The sequence below is a fragment of the Arthrobacter sp. S2(2024) genome (genome assembly GCF_036662515.1).
GTDB lineage: Bacteria > Actinomycetota > Actinomycetes > Actinomycetales > Micrococcaceae > Arthrobacter.
Genome location: NZ_JAYKZI010000001.1, coordinates 693238 through 719363, shown reverse-complemented (window position 1 = coordinate 719363; position 26126 = coordinate 693238). Strand labels below are relative to the sequence as shown.

29 protein-coding genes are annotated in these 26126 nt (G+C 63.5%); 27 read left to right on the top strand and 2 right to left on the bottom strand.

Going from position 1 to position 26126, the window contains the following annotated elements; all coding sequences use genetic code 11:
* The first annotated feature begins 123 nt into the window (after positions 1-123).
* The 15 genes from VLA65_RS03320 to VLA65_RS03250 all read left to right on the top strand — a co-directional run bounded on the left by VLA65_RS03320 (position 124) and on the right by VLA65_RS03250 (position 13208).
* Entirely contained in the window at positions 124-1026 is a 903-nt protein-coding gene (locus VLA65_RS03320; protein ID WP_332601792.1) for an ABC transporter permease, read from the top strand.
* On the top strand, positions 1023-1913 hold the full coding sequence (locus VLA65_RS03315; RefSeq protein ID WP_284989434.1) for an ABC transporter ATP-binding protein: 891 nt from the start codon (positions 1023-1025) through the stop codon (positions 1911-1913). Before VLA65_RS03320 ends, VLA65_RS03315 begins: the two co-directional genes overlap by 4 nt.
* Positions 1914-1915: 2 nt before the next feature.
* Positions 1916-2728: an ATP-binding cassette domain-containing protein gene (locus VLA65_RS03310; protein WP_284989435.1), complete on the top strand. Its 813-nt coding sequence runs from the start codon at positions 1916-1918 to the stop codon at positions 2726-2728.
* The gene (locus tag VLA65_RS03305) at positions 2725-3786 is read left to right on the top strand and encodes an ABC transporter permease (protein WP_059388288.1); all 1062 of its coding nucleotides are present in this window, start codon (positions 2725-2727) and stop codon (positions 3784-3786) included. Before VLA65_RS03310 ends, VLA65_RS03305 begins: the two co-directional genes overlap by 4 nt.
* 63 nt (positions 3787-3849) lie before the next feature.
* Positions 3850-4674 (top strand): hypothetical protein, encoded by an 825-nt coding sequence (locus VLA65_RS03300; protein ID WP_059388287.1) that lies wholly within the window; start codon positions 3850-3852, stop codon positions 4672-4674.
* Positions 4675-4684: 10 nt separating this feature from the next.
* A complete protein-coding gene (locus VLA65_RS03295) occupies positions 4685-5500 on the top strand; it encodes an MBL fold metallo-hydrolase (protein WP_332601791.1) in 816 nt (271 codons plus the stop codon).
* A 73-nt stretch (positions 5501-5573) separates the two neighbouring features.
* Positions 5574-7166 (top strand): ABC transporter substrate-binding protein, encoded by a 1593-nt coding sequence (locus VLA65_RS03290; RefSeq protein ID WP_332601790.1) that lies wholly within the window; start codon positions 5574-5576, stop codon positions 7164-7166.
* Between the two features lie 105 nt (positions 7167-7271).
* Positions 7272-7946, top strand: coding sequence for a cysteine hydrolase family protein (locus VLA65_RS03285; protein ID WP_059388284.1), 675 nt, complete (start codon positions 7272-7274; stop codon positions 7944-7946).
* A gap of 29 nt (positions 7947-7975) precedes the next feature.
* The gene (locus VLA65_RS03280; RefSeq protein WP_332601789.1) at positions 7976-8716 is read left to right on the top strand and encodes a hypothetical protein; all 741 of its coding nucleotides are present in this window, start codon (positions 7976-7978) and stop codon (positions 8714-8716) included.
* Positions 8713-9537, top strand: a complete 825-nt coding sequence (locus VLA65_RS03275; protein WP_059388282.1) for an MBL fold metallo-hydrolase — start codon at positions 8713-8715, stop codon at positions 9535-9537. Before VLA65_RS03280 ends, VLA65_RS03275 begins: the two co-directional genes overlap by 4 nt.
* Before the next feature lie 84 nt (positions 9538-9621).
* Positions 9622-10545 carry a polysaccharide deacetylase family protein gene (locus tag VLA65_RS03270; protein ID WP_332601788.1) on the top strand — a complete coding sequence of 308 codons (924 nt, stop codon included), beginning with the start codon at positions 9622-9624 and terminating at the stop codon, positions 10543-10545.
* Between the two features lie 29 nt (positions 10546-10574).
* On the top strand, positions 10575-10976 hold the full coding sequence (locus tag VLA65_RS03265; protein WP_332601787.1) for a cupin domain-containing protein: 402 nt from the start codon (positions 10575-10577) through the stop codon (positions 10974-10976).
* A complete protein-coding gene (locus VLA65_RS03260; RefSeq protein WP_307052702.1) occupies positions 10976-11716 on the top strand; it encodes an aldolase/citrate lyase family protein in 741 nt (246 codons plus the stop codon). The genes VLA65_RS03265 and VLA65_RS03260 overlap by 1 nt, the downstream gene beginning before the upstream one ends.
* 152 nt (positions 11717-11868) lie before the next feature.
* The gene (locus tag VLA65_RS03255; protein ID WP_059388278.1) at positions 11869-12486 is read left to right on the top strand and encodes a helix-turn-helix domain-containing protein; all 618 of its coding nucleotides are present in this window, start codon (positions 11869-11871) and stop codon (positions 12484-12486) included.
* The gene (locus tag VLA65_RS03250) at positions 12411-13208 is read left to right on the top strand and encodes a maleate cis-trans isomerase family protein (protein WP_332601845.1); all 798 of its coding nucleotides are present in this window, start codon (positions 12411-12413) and stop codon (positions 13206-13208) included. The genes VLA65_RS03255 and VLA65_RS03250 overlap by 76 nt, the downstream gene beginning before the upstream one ends.
* Here the strand turns inward: VLA65_RS03250 and VLA65_RS03245 are convergent.
* The gene (locus VLA65_RS03245) at positions 13198-14118 is read right to left on the bottom strand and encodes a polysaccharide deacetylase family protein (protein ID WP_332601786.1); all 921 of its coding nucleotides are present in this window, start codon (positions 14116-14118) and stop codon (positions 13198-13200) included. The two genes, VLA65_RS03250 and VLA65_RS03245, sit on opposite strands and share 11 nt — an antisense overlap.
* Positions 14119-14199: 81 nt before the next feature.
* Between VLA65_RS03245 and VLA65_RS03240 the strand changes: the two genes are divergently transcribed.
* The 8 genes from VLA65_RS03240 to VLA65_RS03205 all read left to right on the top strand — a co-directional run bounded on the left by VLA65_RS03240 (position 14200) and on the right by VLA65_RS03205 (position 21670).
* Positions 14200-15588 carry an amidohydrolase family protein gene (locus tag VLA65_RS03240; RefSeq protein ID WP_332601785.1) on the top strand — a complete coding sequence of 463 codons (1389 nt, stop codon included), beginning with the start codon at positions 14200-14202 and terminating at the stop codon, positions 15586-15588.
* Between the two features lie 8 nt (positions 15589-15596).
* Complete coding sequence (locus VLA65_RS03235) at positions 15597-15773, top strand: hypothetical protein (protein WP_332601784.1); 177 nt, start codon at positions 15597-15599, stop codon at positions 15771-15773.
* Entirely contained in the window at positions 15766-17148 is a 1383-nt protein-coding gene (locus VLA65_RS03230; RefSeq protein WP_332601783.1) for an amidase, read from the top strand. Before VLA65_RS03235 ends, VLA65_RS03230 begins: the two co-directional genes overlap by 8 nt.
* An 80-nt stretch (positions 17149-17228) precedes the next feature.
* A complete protein-coding gene (locus tag VLA65_RS03225; protein ID WP_306963824.1) occupies positions 17229-18857 on the top strand; it encodes an ATP-binding protein in 1629 nt (542 codons plus the stop codon).
* Positions 18854-19525, top strand: a complete 672-nt coding sequence (locus VLA65_RS03220; protein ID WP_059388273.1) for a response regulator — start codon at positions 18854-18856, stop codon at positions 19523-19525. The genes VLA65_RS03225 and VLA65_RS03220 overlap by 4 nt, the downstream gene beginning before the upstream one ends.
* Positions 19526-19613: 88 nt before the next feature.
* Positions 19614-20807: a virginiamycin B lyase family protein gene (locus VLA65_RS03215; protein ID WP_332601782.1), complete on the top strand. Its 1194-nt coding sequence runs from the start codon at positions 19614-19616 to the stop codon at positions 20805-20807.
* Between the two features lie 66 nt (positions 20808-20873).
* Positions 20874-21356: an SRPBCC family protein gene (locus tag VLA65_RS03210; protein WP_332601781.1), complete on the top strand. Its 483-nt coding sequence runs from the start codon at positions 20874-20876 to the stop codon at positions 21354-21356.
* On the top strand, positions 21353-21670 hold the full coding sequence (locus VLA65_RS03205) for an ArsR/SmtB family transcription factor (protein WP_332601780.1): 318 nt from the start codon (positions 21353-21355) through the stop codon (positions 21668-21670). Before VLA65_RS03210 ends, VLA65_RS03205 begins: the two co-directional genes overlap by 4 nt.
* A 20-nt stretch (positions 21671-21690) precedes the next feature.
* Here the strand turns inward: VLA65_RS03205 and VLA65_RS03200 are convergent, their stop codons facing one another.
* The gene (locus tag VLA65_RS03200; RefSeq protein WP_307052708.1) at positions 21691-22005 is read right to left on the bottom strand and encodes a hypothetical protein; all 315 of its coding nucleotides are present in this window, start codon (positions 22003-22005) and stop codon (positions 21691-21693) included.
* A gap of 118 nt (positions 22006-22123) precedes the next feature.
* On the opposite strand from VLA65_RS03200, the gene VLA65_RS03195 reads away from it, so the two are divergent.
* From VLA65_RS03195 to VLA65_RS03180, 4 genes are all read left to right on the top strand, one after another.
* Positions 22124-22942 (top strand): COG4705 family protein, encoded by an 819-nt coding sequence (locus VLA65_RS03195; protein WP_332601779.1) that lies wholly within the window; start codon positions 22124-22126, stop codon positions 22940-22942.
* Positions 22943-23114: 172 nt separating this feature from the next.
* On the top strand, positions 23115-24275 hold the full coding sequence (locus VLA65_RS03190) for an extracellular solute-binding protein (protein WP_332601778.1): 1161 nt from the start codon (positions 23115-23117) through the stop codon (positions 24273-24275).
* A complete protein-coding gene (locus VLA65_RS03185; protein ID WP_253257217.1) occupies positions 24272-25234 on the top strand; it encodes an ABC transporter permease in 963 nt (320 codons plus the stop codon). Before VLA65_RS03190 ends, VLA65_RS03185 begins: the two co-directional genes overlap by 4 nt.
* On the top strand, positions 25234-26097 hold the full coding sequence (locus tag VLA65_RS03180; RefSeq protein ID WP_284989462.1) for an ABC transporter permease: 864 nt from the start codon (positions 25234-25236) through the stop codon (positions 26095-26097). The genes VLA65_RS03185 and VLA65_RS03180 overlap by 1 nt, the downstream gene beginning before the upstream one ends.
* The last annotated feature ends 29 nt before the right edge of the window (positions 26098-26126 follow it).

The following is a 26126-nucleotide window of genomic DNA, read 5'->3' as shown; positions in this document are numbered from 1 at the left end:
CTTCAATAAAGTGATGAAACTTCGATATGCAAATTCTCGGCAGGATGTCGAGTGGCTGGAGCCCCGCATGCGCCAGTCAAAAGAAGGCTTTCACCTACACCCGTCAACCGGATCGAGTGCCAATTGAGTGAAACTACGACAGCCGAGTCCCGGACTCCAGTGAGGTCCCTGGGCGGACGTGCGTCGGGCTGGGCCAAGCAAGGCAGGGCCTGGGCGTACAAGCGATCAGGGGCGGTCCTCGCCGTCGTCGCCGCCGCCTTCATTGTGGGACTCCCGCTCGCGGCGATTTTTCTCCGCCTTCCCCAAAACCCCCTCCAGCCGGACGTGGAATCCATGGCCCTGGCCCCCAACTCCGTTCATTGGTTCGGCACGGACGGCAACGGCATGGATGTGTTCTCCCGGACGATTGAATCGGCGAGGCTCGACCTTCCCATATCCCTCGCGGCGACGGCCATTGCCCTTGTCATCGGCGTTCCCTTGGGCCTCTTCGCTACTACCGGCGTGGCCGGCGAGGCGATCATGCGCGTAGTCGATGCCTTCGCCGCCCTCCCCATCATCGTGATAGCCGTGGTGTCCATCCAGCTCATGGGCGGCGGTGCCACCGATGTCATCCTCGCCATCGCGCTGGTTGCGGCTCCGCGCTTCGTACGCTTGTCCCGTGCGGCGGCGATTTCGCTCCGCTCATCGAGGTACGTCGAGGCGGCGGTGGCCATCGGATGCTCGCCAATCCGCGTGGCCTTCAACCACATCTTCAGGAACGCGTACGGTGTGATCCTCGTGCAGGCCACGCTGACCACTGCCGGCGCCCTGAGCACGATTGCCGCCTTGAACTTCCTCGGCGTCGGGGTCAAACCGCCCCAGCCAAGCTGGGGCGCGATGATCGACGACGGCGTGAGCATGCTCATCCGGGGCCAATGGTGGGCCGTGGCTTTTCCGGCGCTCGCCCTCCTCCTGGTCATCGGTTCTCTCAACATCATCGCCGGTGCTATTGAGGACAAGATGGAACGAGTGGAGCACACCCGATGAACAAGACCCTCCAAGTCCGGGAACTCGAAACCGAGTTCCACACTCCCCGGGGTGTGGTCCGGGCGCTGCATGGCGTCTCCTTTGAGGTGCAGGACAACGAGATTGTCGGGATCGTCGGTGAATCCGGCTCGGGCAAATCGACCGTGGTCCGCTCCATCACGAAGCTGTTGATGCCGCCGGGCAAGGTGTCTGCCGGCAACGTCAACTTCGCCGGACGCAACCTCCTGGACCTGCCCGAGCGGGAAATGCGCCAAATCAGGGGCAAGGAGATCGGATTCATCGCCCAGAATCCGTTCAGCGCCTTGAACCCGGTGACCCGCATCGAAAAGCAGTTCGCCAATATCGCCAAGGCGCACGGAGTGAAGGTTGATGCCTCCGAGCGCAGCCGTGCACTACAGCTCTTGGAGTCGACGGGAGTCCGCGATCCGGAACGCGTGATGCGCGGTTACGCGCACGAACTCAGCGGCGGCATGGCCCAGCGCGTCGTCATCGCCATGGCGCTTTACCTCAACCCTCAGCTGGTGATCGCCGATGAGCCGACGACGGCGCTGGACCTCACCGTCCAGCGCCAGGTCCTGGACACCCTTCGCCGGCTGACGGTCGAGAGCGGCCGTTCGATGCTGATCGTGACCCATGACCTCGGGGTGGTGGCCTCCTACTGCAACCGCGTCCTTGTCATGTATCGCGGAAATATCGTGGAACAAGGACTCGTTGAGGACGTTTTTGTCCGTCCGCGGCATCCTTACACGATCTCCCTGCTCAACTCGGTGGTGCGTCCCGAAGATGAGACGCAATTCGTTCCAGGGGACGCCGAAGCTCCGGATACCGCGGAGCCGGAAGCGCCTAACCCCTCCACGGTCCAATTGTCCGAAGCCCGGAGGTCTTGAGAATGCCGCTCCTTGAACTCGTGGATGTCACGAAGATCTTCCGTACTCCCCATGGGGAAGCACGCGCCGTAGATGGAATCACGCTGTCCGTGGAAGCCGGCGAGACGCTCGGCGTCATCGGCGAAAGCGGTTCTGGCAAGTCGACCCTGGGCCGCTTGATCCTGAGGCTCGCCGAGCCGGATTCCGGATCCGTCGTTATCGAGGGGCAGGACGTGTTGGCCCTTGGGCGTGGCGAACTCCGCCGGAAGCGCCGCCATTGGCAGATCGTCTTCCAGGAACCCTTCGCGTCATTGAACCCGCGCCTGACGATCCGGCAGATCGTCGAGGAGCCGCTCATCGTCGCCCGGATGGGCGACCGTGCCGAGCGGCGGCTGCGGGTCCTGGCAACCTTGGAAGAGGTGGGCCTCTCGGCCGATTTCATGGACCGGCGCCCGGCGAACCTCAGCGGGGGACAGCAGCAGCGCGTGGGGATCGCACGCGCCCTGGTCACGAATCCCAGCCTGGTGGTCCTGGATGAGCCAACGTCCTCGTTGGACCTGACTATCCGCGCCTCTATCCTGCGCACCCTCGCGCGCCTCAGGGCTTCGCGCGGCCTCACGTACGTCTTCATTTCCCACGACATCGAAACGGTCCGGCACTTCTGTTCCACGGTGGCTGTCATGCACCGCGGAAAAATCGTCGAAACTGGTCCCACCCGAGATGTCTTGATGGCTCCGCAGCACCCTTATACCCAATCGCTGATTTCCGCCGCGTTGCCGGTAGTTCCCTATTCCGCCGTCGTTGGCTCTACGAATTCCCGGGGGCAGATTTCATGATCCGCTACATCATTTCAAGGCTCCTTGTTGCTGCCTTATTGCTGTGTGGCCTCATCACCCTCAGCTTTGGCCTCGTGTCCCTTCTTCCCGGCGACCCCGCGGTGGCCCTTCTGGGTGAATACGCAACCCCGGCAGACGTCGCCCGTATCCACGCGGAACTTGGCCTGGACCTGCCTTTCTGGGAACGCTACCTCGGGTACATGTCCAGGACCCTGAGCGGGGACCTTGGCCATTCCCTCTTCACGGGCAGTTCGGTGTCCAGCGAAATCCTGACCCGGCTCCCGAATACCTTGATCTATATGGTGCCGGGGCTCGCCTTGGCCCTCATCATCGGCATGGCGAGTGGAACGTTCGCGGCTTATCGCTACCGGCGTTTTGCCGATAAAGCCTTCACGTTCTGGATATCCATCCTCATGGCCATGCCGGAATTCGTGCTGGCCCTCGTGTTGCTGTTCGTCTTCTATCAACAACTGCGCATCGCGCCCGCACCGATCGGCATGCTCTCCAGTGCGCAGATCACTCCGCCGCGCGTCACGGGATCAATTCCCCTCGACGCCATAGTTGCCGGCCAATGGGGTACGTTTTCGTCAATCCTCGGCCGCGCTGTCCTTCCTATCGTGACGATGGGTTTGTTCTTTGCTGCCCCGTTTGGAAAGACGGTGCGCTCGGGACTCTTGCAGGTGCTCCAATCACCACAAATCGAGTTCGCGAGGGCCTGCGGACTGCGTCCCACCCAGGTCTTCCGATATGCCCTCAGTGACATCCGCGGGTCACTCATGACCTACTTGGTACTTCTCTTTGCCGCGTCCCTCAGCGGAGCGGCCATTGTGGAAAGTGTCTTTTCCTGGCCAGGAGTGGGTGGTTGGTCGCTCGACGGCGTACTCAAAGGCGATGTGCCCGTCATTCAAGGTTTTGTCCTCATCATGGGAACCACAAGCTTGCTCGGCTACGTCGTTCTCGACGCCTTGATCACCCTTCTGGACCCCCGCACGCGCAGCAAAGCCGTGGCAGGACGCCGTCAGAAGCGCCTGCGCGCAAACCCGGCAACCATCTCCTAAGAAGCCCTCAGCCGCCTCCGAGAAGTCTTGACAGACGTCTCCCGACTTCAATAGATTGAAGACATGTTCACTAAAGTTCATGAAGATAAAGTTATTGCCCTCGGTGGAACCATTCCGCTCGATGGCCGCGTGAGCTGGGTACCGGCCGGGGCAACCGGCTTCCAGCCGTCGAATTGCTATCTCCTCAGCGAAGGGTCCGGCCGACTGTTGGTCGACACCGGGCTCGCAGTCCACAGCCAGGAAATCCTCGATGACCTGGTTGAACTGCTCGACGACGACGGCCGGCTCTCCATGTTCTTCACGCGGAGCGAGATGGACTGCGTTTCGAACCTGGAACCCATTGCCGGGAAGTTCGACATCGAACGCCTCTTCACCGGCGGCGCCATCAACCCCTTCGATGCCTTCGATGACCTCAGCCGGCTTGCGCTCCGAGGACGCCGGCAGCAGATCGACCAGAAGGGAGAGGGCGGAGATTCCATGGCCCGCACCCCAGAGATCGAGGTGGCGCCGGGCCGTCACTTGACCATCGAGTCGCCGCTCCTGCGGCTCCTCCCGACCTTCTGGGGCTGGGACGCGAATACCGGAACCATCTTCACCTCCGACACCTTCACCCACGGCACCATGACGAGCCCGGACGGTTCCCGCATCATCGACTCGATCGCCCAGGACACCACCACGGCCAAGCAGGTCGCCGAGCACCTCTACGCGAAATACGAGTGGATCCCGCGGGCCACGTGCGAGCCGCTCCGGGAATGGCTCTCGGACAAGTTCGAGACCCTGGCCCCAGAGACCATCGCCCCTTCCCGCGGTTGCGTGATCCGCGGGCGCGAGCTCGTCCGCCGGCACCTTGATTTCATGCTCGCCGCGCTGACACCGGAAAAGGCATAGGAGAATCCCGATGGAAGAACTAGTAGAAACCATGAGCCGCGACCTTCCGCGCGAGGTAGCCGACGGCGTCACCTGGATGAGTTCGTGCCTGCCGTTCCACCTCCAGGACCGCGTTATCCACGGGCACACCTCCACGTACCTGGTACAAGGGACCGAGTCGTCAATCCTCATTGATACGGGCAACCCCTCCAGCTGGAACATCATTTCGGAAACCCTTGACGGTTTGCTCGGGGACAAACCGCTGAGCTACGTCTTCCCGACGCATCCGGAGCTTCCGCACACGGGAAACCTTCCGCGCCTCGTGGAGAAGTACCCCGATATCAAGGTTGTCGGCGACATCCGGGACTACCACCTCTTCTACCCGCAGATCGTGCCCAACCTGCACGCCCGGGTTCCCGGGGACAAAGTGGATCTCGGCGGCGGGTATGAATTCGTGATCGTCGAGGCCATGATCAGGGACCTGCCAAATACCCAATGGGGCTTCGTGCCGAAGTCGGGCGTGCTTTTCACGGCCGACGGTTTTTGCTACATGCACCGCCCGGAACTCGATGATGAGGATCCGGTGCACCTCCCCGGCGAATGTGGCCTGACAACAGATGAACTCTCGGCACCCATCGCGGTCGAGAACGCAGCCTTCTTTACCGGCAGCGCGTTGTACTGGGCCAGATTCGCCAACGACGCCGACCAGGTCTACGACCGGGTCGGCAAGCTGATGGATGACCTTGGGGTCAAGATCGTAGCGCCCACCCACGGCAACGTGATCACCAATATTCCGGAGGTGGCGCCCATCATCCGGGCCGGCCACAAGCACGCCTACCGTTACTAATCCACTGCCCACATCAGCAGCGCACTACTCGTAACACGTCCTTTCCCTCTGTACAGAAATTGGAACCAGGCTTATGAAGAATTCGCGTTTATTGCTCGGCTGGGTCGCAGCCGCGGCAGCTGTGTCGCTCACCGGATGCGGGGGAGCCACTCCCACCGCGGCGGTGGCCAAGCCGGAGTCGGTCGTCATTGCGGTCGGCGCCCTCCCGGACAGCCTCACCCCCGCCCCGTGGGGCGGCAGTGCATCACACGTTGTGCTCAGCGGACTCGGTTCCCAGCTGCTGGAGTACAAGACCGGCGCAACTGATGACCAATCATGCTCGACGCCGTCTACTGCGGTGACCGGCCGGCTCGCCGAAAGTGCGGTTGCCGCCCCGGACGGCAAGGGGGTCATCGTCAAGCTGCGGAAGCTGACGAGCCAGTTTGGAAACACCCTCTCGGCCGAGGACGTGAAATGGAGCCTCGCGATCGGGATGGTGCGGCAGCCCGTCATGAAGGGGACGCTCAAGAGCAGCGGATTCAATGTGGACAACCTCGTCACCGTGATCGATGACCGCACTGTTGAACTCAACACCCTCGGCATGACGTCATACACGCTCGAGTCACTGCAGAACAATCTCTTCTACATCCACGACAGCAAGGAAGCGAAACTTCACGTCACGCCGGATGACCCCACGGCCAACAAGTGGCTCTCGAAGAACCTGGCCGATTACAGCGGGTGGAAGCTCGAGGAGTTTACTCCCGGGACGTCCCTGACGGTGACCGCGGACCCGAACTGGGGAGGCGATCGAGGCTCGGTAAAGCGGGTTGTGGTCAAGGCCGTTCCCGACACCGCGACCCGGACCCAATTGGTGAAGACCGGCGAGGCCCAGATTGCCAACGGCTTCGAATATGACCAATACGGCTCCATGACCGGTGTCAGTGGGGTAAGTGTCCTCAAGTGCACCAGCCAGACACGCGACACCATGATGTTCAACACGAAGACCGGTCCGCTGGCAGACGAGAAGGTTCGCCAGGCAGTCTCCATGGCGATCGACCGGGCCGCCCTGGCCAAGGGTGCCTACGCCGGCCTCGCGGACCCGGCGGGCTCGATCTTTCCCGCGGTGAAGGATTCGCCCACCTACAAATATGACCCCGACGGGGCCAAGAAGCTGCTGGCACAGACCCAGTACGCGAACGGATTCCCCCTGACACTCAGCTACAGCGTGAGCCGCCCGGGTCCCGTCGCGAAGAGTTCAGCCGTCCTCATCCAATCCATGCTGGCGAAGGTGGGCATCACGGTGCAGCTGTTGAACGTTGCGAGCCCGACCGACTTCTCCTCGGCGCTCATCGACGGACGTTTCCAGGCCGTCCTGTACTCCGAGCCGATCGTCATCGCAGACCCCGCGTTCTACACCTACGCGTTCTACTCCACGGGAGCTCCGAGCAACAGCACCGGATGGTCCAATCCTGAATTCGATGCCGCCCGGACCCAGCTGGCCGCCACCCCGAGCACGAACACGGACCAGCGGACGGCCCTGCTCAAGAAGATGGCCGGACTGGTGGACCAGGGCGCCCCGATCCTCTCCCTGGTGGAGGTCCGGAACCTGATCGTCAAGCAAGACACCTTGACGGGTGCGGTACCGCTCACCAACGACCAGGTCTATTTCGCCGGTCTGGGCAAGTAGCAAATCCCAAGAAGCACATGGTTCTGGCCGGCGGGGCGACCGCCGGCCAGGACTCACCCGACCCCAGATCCGCTGTGACCCCGGATCCGCTTGAAGGAAGAAACCATGATTGAAATCTGCGGCAAACCCGTCCGCGACACCCTCGAGGAACTGCTCGATCCCGCCACTACTGCACTGGTTGTCATCGACATGCAGGTGGGAGCTGTTTCGCACGGTGGCGCAATAGGGGATTCCGGACATGACATGAGCATGATGCCGTCCGTTGTCGAAAAATGCGGGCGGGCCATCACCGCGGCCCGTGCAAATGGGGTGCCGGTTTTCCACATACGCGTCGAGAACCTTCCCGACGGCGCAAGCTCGCCGGCGGCCTGGCTGCGTGCCCTCTATACCGCAGCGAACGGCCGCCCCATTGACCTCGGCAAGCTCAGTGCCAAAGGCGACCCCGCGACCGAATTCTGCGAACCCTGCACGCCCGAAGACGGGGAAGTCGTGATCACCAAGCGACGCCCCAGCGCATTCATCGCCACCGAACTCGCCCTGCTGTTGCGCAGCCAGGGGATTGAGTCGGTAGCGCTCGTGGGCGTTTCCACCGGTGGCTGCGTCGAAGCGACCCTGCGCGACGCCGTGCACAACGACTTCTATGCCGTGCTGCTCGAGGATGCGGTGGGAGCCTACGACACGGTGGTGCACGACGCCGCGTTGACCGTCATGCGGGCCCGGCACGACGTCTGCACCCTCGACGAAGCTATTGCTGTCTGGGAGACAGCCAGCGCCTCCTGAACCATCCGGATCCAAGGGAAGGAGTGAAAATGGGCGGTTTGCTGAGCGGCCGGATCTACCGGCTCGGCGGGGACATCGAACTGGATGAGCGCGTGAGCTGGTGCCCGCCTGGCGTACAGCGTGCGCAAGCGGTGAACTGCTACTTGATCAAGGGGCCGTCCGGTTCAGTGCTGGTGGACACCGGGATTCGCCTTCACCAGGAAGGCATCATCGAACAGCTCGACCGGCTGCTGTCACCCGGAGAGCCACTATCCATTGTCCTCACCAGGACAGAAATGGAATGCTGCCTCAACATCCCGGCCATCGAGGAACACTTTGCGGTTGGCGCGGTCTGGTACACGGGCGGAATCACAGTGCCCCGTTCGAAGGCCGAATCCAAGCGGATTGCCGTGGATCCGGGGACGTCGATGCGCGTAGAAGTGCAGGACGGCGTCGTCGTCGAACTCGTGTCGCCGCTCCTCCGGCTCCTGCCGACCCTCTGGGTGTTCGATCCGGAATCGGGCGCGCTGCTGACCTCGGATGCGTTCACGCACGGCGGGAGTGCCAAGCCGGAGACCCGCGAGGGGCTCCGGAAATTCCGCTGGTTCACAGGGGCAGATACCGGGCCGATCGCCAGGAACGTTGCCGACATCTTCCGGGACCGCGATGTCCGCGCCGTCGGGCCCGGCTACGGGACACCCTTTGTGGGCAGGGACCTGTGCCTTGAGCAGGCACAGCAGCTGGCGCGGGCAATCGAGGAAATCGGGATCCAGAGAGTGAGAGTCCAGTGAAGCACGATGCAGTCGAACTCCGATGGCTTGCCGACGGAACCTATTGGCTGGGTGGCTGCCTGTCGGCCAACGCCCAGGGGCAGGAAGTCCACTATCACGTCTCCTCCTACCTGGTGGTGGGCTCCAAAGCGACGCTCTTGGTGGACACGGGGGATCCGGCTCACCGCGCCCTCCTTCTCGCCCAGCTTGAATTGGTTCTCGGTGAACGTCCCCTGGATTATGTGTTCCCGACCCATCCCGAGATCCCGCACGCCGGCAACCTGCCTGCCCTGCTGGACAAGTATCCCGGGGCGCTCGTAGTGGGGGATGTCCGTGACTACCACCTGCATTTCCCCGAATACCGCTCCAGGTTCCGGACACAGGCGGCCGGAAGCCGGATCGATCTTGGCAATCGGGAGTTCCGCTTCCTTCCGGCCTTCATCCGGGACCTGGAGAACACTCTCTGGGGCCACGACGACGGCGCCCGGATGATGTTCGTTTCGGACGGCTTCTCCTTTATCCACGATGTCCCCGCAGCGCGCGGAGACGGGGAAGCAGAGGACGACGACGAACCGGTCCACCTTCCCGGCCAATGCCGCCTGTTGTCGGGCGAGATGCCGGAACCTCCCACCGTGGACCAAGCGGCGTATGGCACCGGGAGGGCTCTCTACTGGACGAAGTTCGTGGATGTCAGTGATGCCTTCGAGGCGATCGAAGCGGTACTGGACACGCTTCCCACGAAACTGATCGGCCCGGCCCACGGCAACGTGATCGACGACGTCGACGGAATGCTCAGGACGTCATTGGCCGCGCACAGGAGGGTCTATGCGGAAGGCCGCTGATTGCATAGTGAAGTTCAGTTCAATATAATGAATTCTAGAATTCGACGCTTCGATTGATAGCGACGAACGGCAAGGAGTGAGTCAATGCGAGACCTCATTGGATACGGGGAAAACCCCCCGGTCGTGACGTGGCCGAATGGTGCCAAGGTGGCCATCTCCATGGTCATCAACTACGAGGAAGGCGCGGAGAGCTCCATAGAAGCCGGTGATGAAAGCGACGAAGACGTCACGATTTTCGGTGGTTGGTCCTCGGATCCGCGGCGGCGGAGCTTGATGAAGGAATCCTTCTTCGAGTACGGCAGCAGGGTAGGCATCTGGCGCTTTCTGGCTTTGCTCCGGGACTACAACGTGCCCGCGACATTCATGGCGTGCGGCGCAGCCCTGGAGCGAAACCCGGAGGCCGCCCAGGCGATCGTGCGCGATGGACACGAGATCTGCGCGCACGGCTACAAATGGCGGGGGACCGTTGGAATGACTCCGGCCGAGGAACTGGCCGAAATCCGGGCCTGCGTCGCGGCGATCGAGGGAGTCTCGGGTGTCCGGCCGGTGGGTTGGTACGTCCGCGAAGGAATCACGGAGAACACCCGTGCGATCCTCAAGGACGAGGGCTTTCTCTATGACTCCAATTCCTACGCGGATGACCTGCCGTATTTTGTCTCCGCCGGGGAATCCCGCCACCTTGTGGTCCCTTACTCAGGCGACACGAACGACGCGAGGTTTTGGGGTCCCGGAAGCCTCGGGACAGCGGATGACTTCTTCAATGTACTGAAGGACAGCCTCGACTGCCTTCTGATCGAAGGGGAAACCGTGCCCAGGATGATGTCCGTCGGAGTGCACTTGCGCATCGGTGGGCGGCCCAGCGTGGCCTTGGGCGTCAGGCGCTTCCTGGAGTATGCCCGTACCCGGAACGACGTTTGGTTCGCCACTAGGGAGGAAATTGCCCGGTGGTGGATCGCCAACCCGCCTGCCGCCGGTCAGCTCGAACCAGCGTACGAAGGCCGCGCGTGACGACGTCGATGCCGGGAGGACGGACTCCAATGGCCACGGATATTTCGCGACTTGTCCACAACGTGGACGAGCAAGGCTTCACGACGCTGGAGAAGACGGGACTGCGCGGACAAAAGGACCAGGGGCTCGTCTCTACGCTCATCTCGCGTGGCCTGAGCGGCTCCGACGATCTCTGCGTCAGTTGGGGCAGGATCCTCCCCGGGCAACATCACCTGTGCCATCACCACCCCGATGCCTCCGAGTTCTACGTGGTCATCTCGGGCGAGCCCCTCGTCCATCTGGGCGACACCGAGTACCGGGCCAAGCCTGGCGATGGCATCTACATTCCCCGCGGCACCACCCATGGCATTACCAACGACGGCGACGAAGACGTCAACCTTGTTGTCGGCGTCAGCAAGCCCGCCGACTGGCAGTTCGTGGCGGACGAGTGATGGCGGCGTCGCTGGTCCGGCAGGTCGGACTCATCACGGCCGAGCCGACCCCCACGCTGTTGTCCGTGGTTGCCTACCGAAACCTGGATTTCGTTGTCCTCGACGCAGAGCAGACAACATTGACCTTGCAGCAATGCGCGGATGCGGTCCAGCGACTGTCGGGCGCCAATACCCGGGTGGCCGTCCGTGTCCCCGACCTCGACGACATGACCTTGGTGGCGTTCGCGAACACGGGCGTGGACGAGATTGTGCTCCCCAGGGTGCGGCATCCGAAGGAACTTGAAAGGGCCTATCGGGCGACGAGGTTCAGCCCTTATGGGTTCCGGCCGAAACAGGCTTCGTTCGCCTCGGCGTTTGGTGCGGACTATTCGCTGGAGCCCCGGCTGACGGTCCTTTTTGAGACGGTGGAAGCCGTCGACGCCGTCGAAGACTTCGTCGCGTTGGAGTGTTTCGACGGCGGCTGGGTTGGCCCCACGGACCTGGCCGGCGAACTGATGAAACAGGGGAGGCCCGGGGCGGTCGCTCTTGAGGAGTCTGTCCAGCGCGTCGTCGACGTCCTCGGCGCCGCCGGCCAAAGCGTGGGCCTTCCTGCCGCGGACATTGCCAGTGCCGGCGATGTCCACGCCCGGGGCGCCGATCGCGCCGCGGTGTACTGGGAGCGTGAGCTCGCCTCGATGATCGCCCAGCTGGCTGATGCCGTCGCTCCGGAGACCCGGGTGACGAGGTGCGACTCCCTGTGAAAATGAACCGCGTGGTTCTTCTGCAGCGATGCCGATGCTGGCATGCTGTGACGATGAAGAAGGGCTCGACGCCGGAGGATCCAGCCAGGATTCTTCGTTTAGTTGACGAGTCTTCGATATACTGATGAGTGCTGGAACACTGAGGAGCCGTATTGGGAAGCACGGAAGTGGTTAAAGTCGACGACGATGACACTCTGCACCGCAACCTGTGGATCACCCACTTGGGGGCCATGCTCAAGGAACAGCGTGCCGGGCGATTCACAGTCGAGGAATTGGCGGACCGGGCCGGCGTCAGCGCCGGACTGATCAGCCAGATCGAGCGCGGCATCGGTAATCCGTCATTCGCCACGCTCCTTCGCCTCGCCAATTCCCTCGGTGTGCCGTTGGCGAGCATGTTTACCGACCCCAGCGAGACGCAGAACCACATGCTGGTGCGCCGGGCCGATCGCCGCCGCATCGAGATTCCTTCGCAGGGAATCGTCATGGAACTGATCGTGCCGGATGCGGACCGGAAGCTTGGCGTCATCAACATGACCATCCCCGCGCATTTCGACGGCGCGGAGGTTCCGCATTCGCACGAGGGTGAGGAGTGCGTCGTGGTCCAGACCGGCACGCTCGTGGCGAGTGTTGGCGGGCAGGAGTTCACCTTGGGCGAGGGCGACAGCCTGACCTATGATGCCACGCTGCCGCATTGGTGGAGCAACCTCACGGACACCGCGGCCGTCATGGTGGCGATCTCGACGCCGCCGTCGCTGGGCAAATCGCATTGATCAGCCGCCCGCCCGGCCCGTCGTCCCGTTTGGGAATGCTCGTGCCGTCGTCGAACTCGAACGCGGAGTCCCTGACAGCCGACATCCTGGCCGGATCGCCCGACATCGGCGTCCACTACAGCCGCTTCCGGCTCCCGGCGGACCTCGATGACCGCATCGATGCGACGGTTCTCGGCGACGCGCCGTCACTGCTCAGCCATGCTGAGCTGGATGCCATCGCGTTCCATGGAACGTCGGGATCCTGGACCGGCCTCGAAGGCGACCGGGCACTCGCCGAATCATTGACGCAGGCCACCGGCGCGCCAGCCACCACGGCGTCCCTCGCGCTCGTGGCCGCCCTGGAAGCGCTCGACGCCGGCCGGGTCGCCGTCGTTTTTCCCGGCCCCGCGGGCATCGTGGCACTCATTGAACGTGAGTACGCAGCCAGCGGCCTGGAAGTAGTCCGTTCCTCGGTGCCCGCGACGTCGATGTCCAATCCGGAGATCTCGCGGATGTCCAGCACCGAAATCGGCGCGCTCATGCAGCCCGCCTTTGGTTCCGACGTCGACGCGGTGGTCTGTATCGGGACGAACCTTCGCTCCGCCTATCTTGCGGCCGGCTTCGAATCCGAATTCGGCGTGCCCGTGGTCGACAGCGCAACAGCCACGCTGTGGCATCTCCTCCGGCTGGCCGGAACTGCGCGCCCGATCCCTGGTTGGGGCGCGCTGCTCGCTAGGGCCTAGGGCTCGTCTTCAGCAGCCAGGCCTGGATGATCTGCGATCGCGTCGCAATCCACGCTTGGTTTTTGCCCGCGTGGGACAAGAACGCATCCAGGGCGGCGGCGTAGGCAGGGCGGCCAATGAGGCGCGGGTGCAAGCCCACGTTCATGACGGACGGGCCGTGCCGGCTGTCAGTGAGCATCATGTCGAGCGTGCCGCACAAGTGGCGCGCGAACGCGGTGGCCGTGGGGAACTGCCTGAAGAGGCCCGAGTCGTTGGTGTCACCGGCGTAGGGCAGCACGGGCAACCCCGTTCCGTCCTTCCCCGCCTTGTCCATCCCGGTTCCGGAGTGCGGCAAGTCATCGTTGAAGCTATTGGACTCGTACATGAATCCAGCGGCGGCGAGAATGTCCCGCGTGCCAGGGTTGAGTCCGTCGCGGGAGTACCAGCTGGTCGGCGGAACGCCGGTGCTTCGGGCGATGGAGTCGCGGGAAGCGGTAATGAGCGCGCGCTCCTCCTCGGGAGCGAGCCCGGCGTGGGTATCCCAGTTGTAACCGTGGTCGGCAATTTCGTGGCCGTCCCTGACGAGCGCAGCAGCGATCTGCGGGTTTTGCTCAAGTGCCGTGGCGCAGCAGAAAGCCGTTGCCTTCGCGTCGTGGCGCCTCAGAATGCGCAACACGCGCCAGATGCCTGCCCTTGATCCGTATTCGAAAGCGGATTCCAGCGTGAGGTTCCGGACGGTGGGGTGGGCGGGGTGCTTGATCCAGTGGGCTCCAAGATCGTCCGCTGGGCCCCCGCGGGCGATGCTGCGCTCCGCTCCATCTTCGACATTGATCACCAGGGACACGGCAACGCGTGCATCCCCAGGCCAGCGGAACTCCGGTGGATGCTCGCCGTAGCCCACGAAATCCCGGGAGGTGGAGGGGACTGGCACTGTGGAATCTCCTCTGCGCTTTTTCTCTGTGGTTATAGTGAAGATACTTCGATATCATGAACGTAATCGATAGGGAGTCGAATGTCTACGCTCATCCACGGTGGCACCGTCGTGCCAGGCACAGGCACTACGGTGCTCGAAACGGGAGCAGTGATCCTGCGCCGCGGTCGCGTCGCCGACGTTCTCGAGCGTTGGGATCGCGATCAAGCGTTCGACGGCGAGGTGATCGATGCGAGCGGATGCGTCGTGATGCCTGGTCTCATCAATAGCCACGTCCATGGGGTGACTCCCGGGCCGCTCATGCCCAGCGGCGCCCCCGCGCTGCCCGACGACGAGTGGTTGGCGAATCTTGACCGCCACCTTCTTGCGGGAACCACCACAGTGCTGAACCTTTGCGGTTTCTGCACCATGGACCATGTCCGGGAGGCGGACCGCCGCCATGCGGTCCAGGTCCGCGGAGCAACGACGTACTTGCCCGAGCCTGAGCGGGCCGCACGACTGGCTGACGGCAGGGGACTGCCCGCCCAGTCCGGCCACCGTACGGTGGAGAGGATGCTCGAGGACGGCGCGATCGCGATCGGCGAGCTCGGCGGCGGTCAAACCCTCGGCGGGGGAGGGCAGGACCTGAGCTACATCCCCCGCGCCATCGAAAAGGCGAGCGGCGTGCGCGTGCACTCGGCGCAGGCCCGGCGGATGAAGGAAGCCGTCCTTGGCCGCTTCATCGATCCCGAGGCTTGCGACATGGCCGCACTGCGGGCCGCGGCCGCCGAAGCCGGCTTGGAAGGACAGATCGGCCTCGTCGAATTGCGGAAAATCATCGGGGATTCCGTGTTGCCTTCCATCGGGCCAGCACTCAACGGCATCCGGGAGGGCGTCGAGGCCGCGGCTCGGTTCGGCGTCCCGGCGATTGTGCACAGTGCAGCCGCGACAGCCCGGGTCATGCGCGAACTCATGGACGGGACACCACGGGCCACGGCAGGCGGGTCGAAGGCGAGCGTCATTGCCTCCCACGCCAACCACCCCTCGCACACTCCCGCGGAGGCGCTTGCGCTGGCCAAGCTCGGCAGGGACCACGGTTGGCCGGCCGAAGTCTCGGTTTTCGACCTGCTGCACCGTAAACAGACCGTGACCACGCGGGAGCACTGGGATGCTCTGCTGCAGGAGCCCGGGCTGGTGGACGTCCTCGCCACGGACTACGGCCACGAGGGCCACCACGATGAATTGATCTCCGCCGTGCAGGATGTGGCCGAGCATGGCTACAGATCCTTGGCCGGAGCAGTGGCCATGGCAACATCCGCTGTGACCGGGTTGATTCCGGGGATTGCGCCGAACGGTGGGCGGATTGAAACGGGACGGGATGCCGACGTCGTCGTCGCCAGCGCCGAAGACTTCCGCGACGTACGGTTCGTCTTCGTCGGCGGCGTCTGCGTGGTGCGGGACGGTCGGCTGACTCCGGCGGCGCACCGGTGAACGGGCCCTTGACTCCAGAGCAGTCCGCGCGACTCATCGAGCTGGTTGGCGAGGCCATCCAGCGGGAGGACGAGGCCGCCGTTGAACGCTCATTCAATGACTTTCAGCGCGGCATGGCCGCGTTGAGGGCCGATTTCGACCCCCGACGTTTGCAGGAAGCCCCTGGAGGAGGCGCGAATGACTGAAGCATGGGAACTGGGAATCACGGAGGCGTCCGGGCTACTGCGCCGCGGCGAACTTTCGGCGGCCGAGCTCGTGGAATCCGTCATCGGGCGGCTCGAAGCCACTGAAGATTCAGTGCATGCGTGGGTCCACGTCGACCGGCTAGGCGCCCGAAACGCGGCCCGCGCTGCGGACAATAGCGCGGCGCGCGGAGAGTTTCTTGGACCGCTCCACGGGATTCCGCTTGGCGTGAAGGACGTCATCGACGTGCGCGGGATGCCGGCTGAAGGCGGGTCCCTGGCGCTCAGGGGCCGAGTTGCTTCCGACGACGCCGGTGTGGTGAGGCACTTGCGGCGGAACGGGGCAGTGATCCTGGGCAAGACGGTGACCCATGAGTTCGCCTTCGGACAAGGGACCCCGCCGTCGAAAAATCCCTGGGGTGCGGAGCGCTACGCCGGCGGGTCCAGCATCGGTTCGGGAGTGGCCGTGGCCGTCGGGAGCGCACCGGGCGCCCTGGGCACGGATACCGGTGGATCCGTGCGGAATCCGGCGTCGGTGAACGGGCTGGTGGGCCTCAAAGCCACGGCCGGACTGGTGGACGGTTCGGGCGTTCTCAACGTCAGCCATACTCTTGACCACATCGGTCCGATCACTCGAAGCGTGTCGGATTGTGCGGTGCTGCTCCAAGGCATGCTGGAGCCCGCGACGGCGGCACGCCTTCAGGAGATGGTGCTCCCCGAGGCGATGCCGGCCCCGACCCGGGTGGCGGTGGATCGTGGCGCTTGGGCCGAGTGGGAGGTCACGCCGGAAGTGGCTGCGGTCCTTGAGCAGGCTCTGATGGTTTTGCAAGGACTCGGGGTGGAGCTTGTTGAGGTGTCCCTCCCGGAACTGAAGATGGCCCTGCCGGCGAGCTTGGCGATTTCGCTGTCCGAATCGGTTGAACACCATCGCGAACTATTGGCCGGAAGCGCTGACAAGTATCTCCGCGGAACCCGCGTGATGATCGAAACCGGCGCCTTGGTGCCGCGAGAAGACGTCCAGTTGGCGCATCAAGTGCGCTCGTCTCTTCGCGCCTTCCTGCGGACTGCCATGGACAACGCAGGAGTCCAGGCTTTGGTGTCCCCGACGCTGCCGTCCATCGCGCCGATCGAAGCTGACATGTCCCATTCGCTCACCGGCTCAACGGGGAAGGATTCCCTCTCCAGCGCGCTCATGATGCTCTCGCCGGCCAACCTCACCGGAATGCCCGGACTCAGCATCCCGTGCGGATTTGCCGGAGGACAGCCGGTGGGGATGCATTTCCTGGGACGGGAATTCGCGGAGGCGGATCTCTTGGGCATCGCGCACGTCTATGAGAAACACACCTCGTGGCATGCCAAGGTGCCGGTGCGCCGCTGAGCCGTAGTAGCCGTGAACTTTGTCACATAAGCTACTAGGAGAGTAGGAAGAGGTTGGCAGTGCATCCAGAGTCGCGTGGCTTGCGATTTTTCGGCGCGCGCTGGAAGGCCCGGCCCCTTGCCTCCCAGATTCTGGTGTGGTTGCTCTGCATCCTCTTTGTGACAGTCACTCTGGGCGCGCTTCTTTACACCCAGATCAGCAACCAGACCCTCGAAGACCAGTACAGGCTCCGGGCGCTGGGAATCGCCACGACGGTGGCGCAAATGCCGGAAATCGTGACGTCGCTGGGGAACGGAGATCCCACGCACTCGATTCAGGCGATCGCGAGCAAGGTCCAGTCCCAGGCACAGCCGGACTACGTCGTGGTCACCGATCGGAAAGGTGTCCGGTACTCCCACCCGAATCCAAACCTCATCGGGCAGACCCTGGAAGAACCCGTCGCGGTCCTTGACGGGCAGACCCACGTCGGAATAGACAAAGGCAGCCTTGGCGACTCAGTCAACGCCAAGGCGCCGGTGCGCGCGGCGGACGGGACCGTCGTCGGGCAGGTCTCGGTGGGAATCCTGGAGACCACGGAAAGCAGCGAACTCACCAAGCAGGTGCTGCTGATCGCCGGCTATTCAGCCGTGGTGCTCGTGATCAGTGCCATGGGTTCGGCCCTTCTGGCGCGCCGAATCAAGCGGGTCACCTTCGATCTCGAACCGGTGGAGATTGCGTCCCTCCTGCAAGAGCGCGAAGCCTTGCTGCACGGCATCCGCGAGGCGATGATCGGCTTCGACGACGACGGCCGGGTCACCGTCATCAACTCCGAGGCACGCTCCCTGCTACATCTCGAAGAAAACGTGCTGGGAGAGAAGATCGAGGATCTTCTGCCGCCTGGACGGCTTCGTTCCCTCCTGACGGGTGAGATCAGCGGAACCGACCAGATCGTGATCACCGAGGACGCCTTGCTGGTGGTCAACCGGATGTCCGTTGCCCTGGCTGGAAGGAGCATAGGCTCGGTGGTCACATTGCGTGACCGTACCGAGGTTGAGGGCCTCGTCCGCGACCTTCGCTCGGTCGAAGGCCTGATGGAAGCCTTGCGCGCACAGGAGCATGAGTACGCCAACCGGCTCCACGTGGTGGACGGACTCCTGGAGCTTGGAGATGTGGACCAGGCGCGGAATTTCGTATCGCGGATTTCGGACACCTCGCGCTCACTTGGCGAAGGACTGCGCTCGCGGATCGAGCCGCCGGAGCTCGCGGCGCTGCTGCTCGCGAAAATCACCGTGGCTGCTGAGCAGGATGTGGAAATCTCGGTGACCGACGACTCCCAGCTGCGCCAACCGTTCCTTGAAACGCAAGCACTGCTGACGATCGTCGGGAACCTCCTGGACAACGCCGTCGAGATCCTCGCGGAGCAACCCACACCCCGTGAGGTGACCATCCAACTGGACGACTCCTCGGGTATTTTCATTTGCGTGACCGACAATGGCCCCGGTGTTCCTGCAGAATTGGTGGGCACGATCACCGCGGACGGTTTCACCACCAAAGAACCGCGGCCAGGAATGCGTCGCGGGATAGGCCTTGCGCTGGTGAGCCGGATCGTTCACCGTGCGGGAGGAACCATGGATGTTTTCCCCGGACCCGGGGGACGCTTTGAAATCTGGTTACCGGAACCGCGTTTGGAGTCCGAAACCCCGGTCATGACAGGAAAATCGATCGAATGATCCGCACCTTGGTGGTCGACGACGACTTCCGCGTAGCGCGCATCCACGCCAGCCGCGTGGCCAAAATAGAGGGATACGAATGCGTCGGCGAGGCACACACTGCGGCGGAGGCCAGGGAAGCCGTGCAGCGGCTCAAACCGGACCTTCTTCTGCTGGATGTCTACCTCCCCGATGAAGACGGCATCAGTTTACTGCGGTCCCTTCAGGGGGCCGGCGAAAAGCTCGACGCCGTCATGATCACCGCCGCCCGGGACCTTGAGACGGTACGGGCCGCCATGCGCGGGGGAGCGGTGTACTACCTCGTCAAACCGTTCGGCTTCGAGCAGCTGCAAACCCAGCTCGAGGCCTATCGGCGCTGGCGGCAGGAAGCGGAGTCCCGGACCGTGGCCGACCAGGCGACCGTGGACCAGCTCTTCAGCCTGCGCCGGACGGCTCCCCCTGCGAAAGCACCCCGGCGCCTGCCGCCCACCATGCAAAAGGTCCTCGACATGGTGGTTCACTCCACGGAGCCTTTGGGTGCCTCGGAGATTGCCGGCAGCGTCGGCATCAGCCGCCCGACGGCCCAGCGCTATCTCAGCGAACTGGAACGCAAAGGACTAGTTGACCTGCATTTGGCCTACGGTTCGACCGGCCGCCCGGTCAACACGTATCTGCCGCGCAAGGGGTGAGGGCCGGCGGCGGGATATGCTGCAGACGCGGAGCACGCTCCGCTGAGCCGGCGTCCAGCGCCGTTGTGGGGATTTTGGGGGACGAAAAGTGAAATCTTGGAGCCTGGCCGTCGTGGCCGCGGCGGCATTCGCCTATCTGGGCGCTGTGCCTGCGATGGCGGCACCTTCGGAAGTTCTGGACGTGAGCGGGGTGCCTGTTGGCGTGGTGGTTGGTTCCGACGGCACTGCGTATGTCGGCAACTATGGAGCGGCCGGCGGCATCAGTGTGATACCGCCCGGAGACGCTAAGCCTTCCCGGACTATCACCACGGGAGGATATACCTCCGGCCTGGCATTGGCCCCGGACGGCACCCTGTACGTCGCGGAACGGGACAGCGCCAGCAATCAGTACGACGTGGGCGTTATTCCTGCTGGCGCGAGCGGCGTGGCCCGGAGAATTCCGGTTTCCCCGGGGAGCCATCTGATCGCCGCGGGACCTGATGGGACGATCTATGTTCCGAACCACTCGGAGCACACCGTGTCGGTCATTGCACCGAACGGATCGACCGTGGGCCGGACAGTACCCGTCGGAGCAGGGCCGGTGGAGGTCGCAGTCACGAAGGACGGCACCGCGTTCGTCGCGAACCAAATCGCAGGGACGGTCTCGGTCATTCCTTCCGGAGCGAGCGCCGTCTCACGGACCATTCAGGTTAGTTCGACACCCGGGAACACCGAGAACCCCCACGGGATCGCGGCCGGGCCCGACGGAACAATTTACGTCACCAGCATCAGTTCCGATCGGGTAGCTGTCATCAAGCCGGACACTGACACGGTCGCATACCGTATCTTCGTCCCGGGAGGCCCCCAAGAGGCAGCCGTCGGGCAGGACGGAACCCTGTACGTGACCACTGTCCAGGACCGCGTGCTGTCCGTCGTCCCGCCGGGCGCAGCAGCTGTGGGATCCTCCATCCCAACTGATAAGAACTCCGGCCATCTGGCGGTGGCTCCGGACGGGACGCTCATCGTGACGAGCCCGGGCAAGGGTACCGGCGACGGCTCAGTGTCCCGATACTCCGCCATCGCTCCGGGCGCAACAACCTCTGCAGCCTCGAAGCCCGCGTCTGCGGCCACCACTACCGGAACGCAATCCGACGACGGGACTGTCAGCCCCTGGAGCATCATCACTGCAATCGGCGGCGCCGCCGCGATAGTGGCAATCGCCGTCGCAGTCTTCATCGTGGCCTCGGGACGCCGCAAGAGATCCGCCCTTGGCGACGGCGGCAAGCCTCGATCTGCAACCTAGGGGTTGCTCTTTCTTTAGGTTAATGCAACCCTGTAGTTGCAGTAACTGACTGAAAGGAACAGAATCATGACTATGACTGCAAACCAGGCCTCCGTCGTCGACGCCGGCGAGTTCACCGTGAGGCGCACCATCACCATCGCAGCACCAATCGAGAAGGTTTGGGCCGCGATCACCGAAGCCGAGCACATCGCGCGGTGGTTCGGACAGACCGCCGTCCTCGACGACGTCGCCGTCGGCGCCGGCGGTGTCTTCTCTTTCGAAGGATACGGCGCCTTCCCGGTGCGGATCGAGGAGCTCGACCCACCCCGAATGATTGCCTACCGCTGGAGCAACGACGACGCGCGCGGCACCCAGCCCACCGAGGTCGATCCTGACCGTTCGACCGTTTTCCGCTTCACGCTTGAAGCGCTCGACGGCGGAACGCAGCTCACCGTCGTCGAGACCGGTTTCGACACGACAAGCGATCCGGCGTTCAACATGGAGAGCCACCGCCAGGGCTGGGACTCGGAGTTGGACGAACTGGTCGCGTATGTCGAGGGTGGGTCGTGACCGCGAGCACCCTGGTCCCAGTGTTCGCCGCACTCGGCGACGAGACGAGGTGGAGCATCCTGGCTGCCCTCGGCGAGGGCGACGCATCGGCGTCGGCCCTCGCCGGGCGGCTCCCGGTCACCCGGCAAGCGATCGCCAAGCACCTCGCCGTGCTGCAGGACGCCGGACTCGTTGAATCGCTGCGCGTCGGCCGCGAACTGCGCTACAGGGTGCTCGGCTCGCAGCTGAGCGAAACTGCGCGCAGCCTTGACCGCATCGGCGCTGAGTGGGACCGCCGCCTGGCAGCGATCAAGCGGATCGCGGAGGGGCTGTAATTCTTCGACAACGGGCGCGCCTAAGTTGAGCGTCGGTTGCGCGCTTGGTGCGCCAGTTGGATGAATCCGTAGATGAAGGCGGCCTCGATGAGCACCATCAGTCCGAGCCACAGCAACTCGCCGGTGCCGATGAAGTCGATGATTCCGACGAGGACCAGAACGGTTCCGAGGACCAGCGTGTAGACGGCGAAACCAAAGGCCACCCTTGCGCTCCGCACGCCCGTCTGGAAGCCAAAACCCAAGGGTTCTCCTCCCGGATAGCCCTGGACGCGATCGTGTCCCGCGGGCTTGAGCCTGTCGAACTCATCCCAAGGATCCTGATCCTGATCGGCCATGGTTCCATTATCCCGCGAATGTGGCGGGGTGGCTTGGGGGCTTCGTCACCGTGTCAGGGCGAGGGCCCCACGCGTCACATTCGGGAAACGCTCGGGAAAGCCCTGAACAATGGGGGCCATGATGCCCGAAGAACTCACCGCTAGCCCGCGGGCCAAGGACGCCGTAGCTGCTGGCGATCGACTGCAGAAAGCCGTCGCCCGAGCTTCCGACTCGAAAGTACCCGAGGTGACCGTCTTGTTCTGGGTAGTGAAGATCCTCACTACCGGGATGGGCGAAACCACGTCCGATTTCCTGGTGCACAGCTTTGAGCCCGAGATCGCTCTGGGCCTCGGATTTGCGGCGTTGGTAATTTCGCTGGTCCTCCAGTTCCGCGTCCGCCGCTACATCCCTTGGGTGTACTGGACCGCCGTCGCGATGGTCAGTGTGTTTGGGACCATGGCTGCGGACGCTGTCCACGTCGGACTTGGCGTCCCCTATCTGGCGTCGACCCTCTTCTTCACCGTGGCTCTCGCTGTTGTCTTCCTGCTCTGGCACCGGAACGAGAAGACCCTTTCCATCCATAGCATCACCACCCGGCGTCGGGAGGCTTTCTACTGGGCCGCTGTGCTGACAACCTTCGCCCTCGGCACGGCTACCGGGGACCTGGCCGCCTACTCGCTGGGCCTCGGTTACCTCGCCTCGGGCATCATGTTCGCGGTTGTCATCGCTGTCCCGGCACTGGCCCGCTGGCGTCGCCTGCTGGCGGCGATCCCGGCCTTCTGGTTCGCGTACATCCTGACCCGGCCATTGGGGGCGTCCTTCTCCGACTGGACCGCTGTTTCTCCTGACCGAGGGGGACTCGACTGGGGAACCGGCCCGGTCAGCCTGGCCCTGGCCGCGGCGATAGCGGTCCTGGTCACGTTCCTGACGATCGGTTGGAAGCGAGCCCGCAAGTAGGGCGATCCACTGCAAAATGTTTCGTGCTGTTGTTCGTATGTCCTGACATATTTGCGTTAATTCTTCCTCGGGTTAACCCCGGATTCATGGGCCATGACCCACTCCTTCACCTTGCCCTTGGATGGTAGTTCCTGCCCTTGGGGGACTTTTCGGTTCAAGATGAAGGAACACCATGACCAACCGCTTTCTAGCAGCGGCCGCCGTCGCCGTTGTTGCAGCCACCGCTGTGACCGGCTGCGCTCAAAGCAGCACCGCAACGGCCCAGAACAATGGCGCCAGCGCATCCCCGGACAAGACGATCACCGTTTTCATCAGCGGGGACACGAACGTCCAGAACCTGTGGGAAAAGAGCCTTGTGCCCGCCTTCCAAAAGGCCAATCCGGGCTACAACGTGAAGGTCACCCTCGATCTGCACGGCGAGCACGATTCCCAGACCCTGGCGAAACTGACCAGCGCCACGGAGCAGAACAAGGAACCTGACTTCGACCTCGTCGATGGCGGCTTCGTTTCCAAGGCTTCCGCGGCCAATCTGCTGACCTCCGTGAGTTCCCAGACGATTCCGGCCCTGAACGATGTCCCGCAGGACGTCATCAAGGCCGGCGGCACCGGTGGCATCCCGTACCGCGGCTCCGCGGTGCTCCTCGCATATGACACCAAGACGGTTGCCACTCCGCCGAAGACCCTCGACGATTTGCTCGCCTGGATCAAGGCAAACCCGGGCAAGTTCACCTACAACTCGCCCAAGTCCGGTGGGTCCGGCGGTGCATTCGTTGCCACCGTTTTGGACAAGTTCGTTCCGGCCGACGCCCGCGCCAAGATGACGGTGGGCTACGAGAAGGATCTCGAGAAGTACTGGGACCAGGGCTTCGCGACGTTGAAGGACCTCAACTCGTCCGTTTTCCAGGGCGGCGTCTACCCCAACGGCAACCAGCAGACCCTTGACCTACTCGCCAAGGGACAGATCTCCATGGCTCCGGTGTGGTCTGACCAGTTCATCACCGGCTTGACCAACGGCCAGATCCCGTCCAGCGTGAAGGCCACCCAGATCAGCAACCCGTCGTTCACCGGCGGCGCCGCCTACCTCGGCATTCCCAAGTCCTCGCCCCGTCAGGAAGCGGCGCTGAAGCTTGCAAACTTCGTCCTCTCGCCGGACGCGCAGACCATGATCATCAAGGAAATGTCCGGTTTCCCGGCCATCAGCCTGGACAAACTTCCGGGTGATGTGAAGGACAAGTTCAAGGACGCAGACACCAACAACCTGCGCAAGGGCTACTTCGACCAGATGGGCAAAGACCTGAACAACCTCTGGGACCAGAAGGTTCCCGGCCAGTGACAACCACGCTTCACAAGCCGGCGGAACTGCAGCAAACAGTTCCGCCGGCTCGTACCACGCGCCCCAAGCGCCTGGGCCAGCGCGCCGTCGGGTTCTTCATGGCACTGCCGCCGATCCTGTTGATCGCGATCTTCGTCGGCTTCCCGATCATTCTCGCGTTCGGCTTCAGCATTGGCTTGACCGGCGGGTTGAACCACACCATCGCCACCATTGGCCAGAACGTGCACGAGGCGGACGCCTGGTGGGGAACGCTGGCCGCGTACCAGGAGATGTTCACCAACAAGCGTTTCCTCGGGGACCTCCTGGTCACCGTCATCGTGACGCTGGTCAGCACGGCAACGGTCATCTTCCTGGCCTTGGGCATTGGGCTCTACCTCAAGCTGAAAGGCGGTCGAATGGCCCGCCTCCTTTCCGGACTGGCGATCGTGCCGCTCTTCATCCCGGTGGTCATCGCCTCGTGGGCGATCCTGACCTTCTACTCCGGCACCGGTTTCCTCCGGAGCGTCTTTGCCCTCTTCGGGCTTGACTTCCCCGTGTGGGCCTTCACCATGGTCACGGTCATCATCGGCTCGGTCTGGACTTCCCTGCCTTTCGCGGTGCTCATGGTCTCCTCCGGACTGCAGTCCGTGCCGAACGCCATGATCGAAGCAGCCCGCGACGCCGGTGCCGGGTCCTTGCGCACGATCGTTTCGGTAATCGTTCCGATGGCGGCAGTTCCCATCATCATCGCGACGACGTTTACGGCCATTGGAATTGTTGGATCGTTCACGGTCCCGTACTTCACCGGGCCCAATTCACCGAACATGCTCGGAGTGGACATGTCCAACTACTTCTCTGCCTTCAACCAGCCACAGCAGTCGGCGGTCATGGCTTTCACTGTCTTCCTGATTGCCTCCGGAATCGCCGCGCTCTACGTGTGGGCGAACTTCCGTTCCGCCAAGGAACAGGGGAAAGTCTGATGGCTCTCCCTACCGGATCCCCGGCTGGGTCCCGCACCCGCCGGCCGCTCACGCTGGACTCGATTGTCCGCAGTGCGCTGGTGGGCCTGTTCGTGGTCCTCATGATCGTTTTCATCCTTGGCCCGCTGCTCTGGCTCGGCGTTCGTGCTTTCGCCGGCAACTGGACCTTCCCCAACCTCCTTCCCGATGACTGGACATTGCGCTGGTGGCAGGTGGTGGTCAACGACGGCGCGCTCGGAATCGCGGTGCAGAACTCCTTGTTCTTCGCCCCGCTGACGGTCCTTGTGTCTGCGATCATCTGCTTGCCCGCCGCCTACGCCTTCGCCCGCTTTGATTTTCCCGGACGCCGTTTCTTCCTGATCAGCCTGTTCGCGACCAACGCCTTCCCCAAGATGGGCTTGTTCGTCACCCTCGCTGCGCTCTTCTACGCCTTGAACCTGATGAACACGGTGCTGGGAATCCTCGTGGTGCACGTGCTGGGCACCGTGGTGTTCATGACGTGGATTCCGGCGGCAGCGTTCGCTGCCGTGCCGCGGAACCTTGAGGAAGCAGCGCGCGACGCCGGAGCCTCCACATTGCGCGTGTTCACTTCCGTGACTCTCCCCATGGCACTGCCCGGGATTATCGTCGCGGCCGTGATGTCCTTCCTGGCGTCCTTCGACGAAGCACAAGGAACGTACTTGGTGGGTGCACCGGCCTTCATGACCATGCCAACGCAGATGTACAGCCTGGTGCTGAACTACCCCACCCAGGTGGCTGCCGTCTTCTCGATCCTGCTGGCGATCCCCTCCGTGGCCCTCATGCTCGCGGCGCACAAGCACATCCTCGGCGGCCAGCTCGCCGAAGGCTTCCAGATCAAATAGCGCATCGCGCTCAATGTCAGACAGAGAAC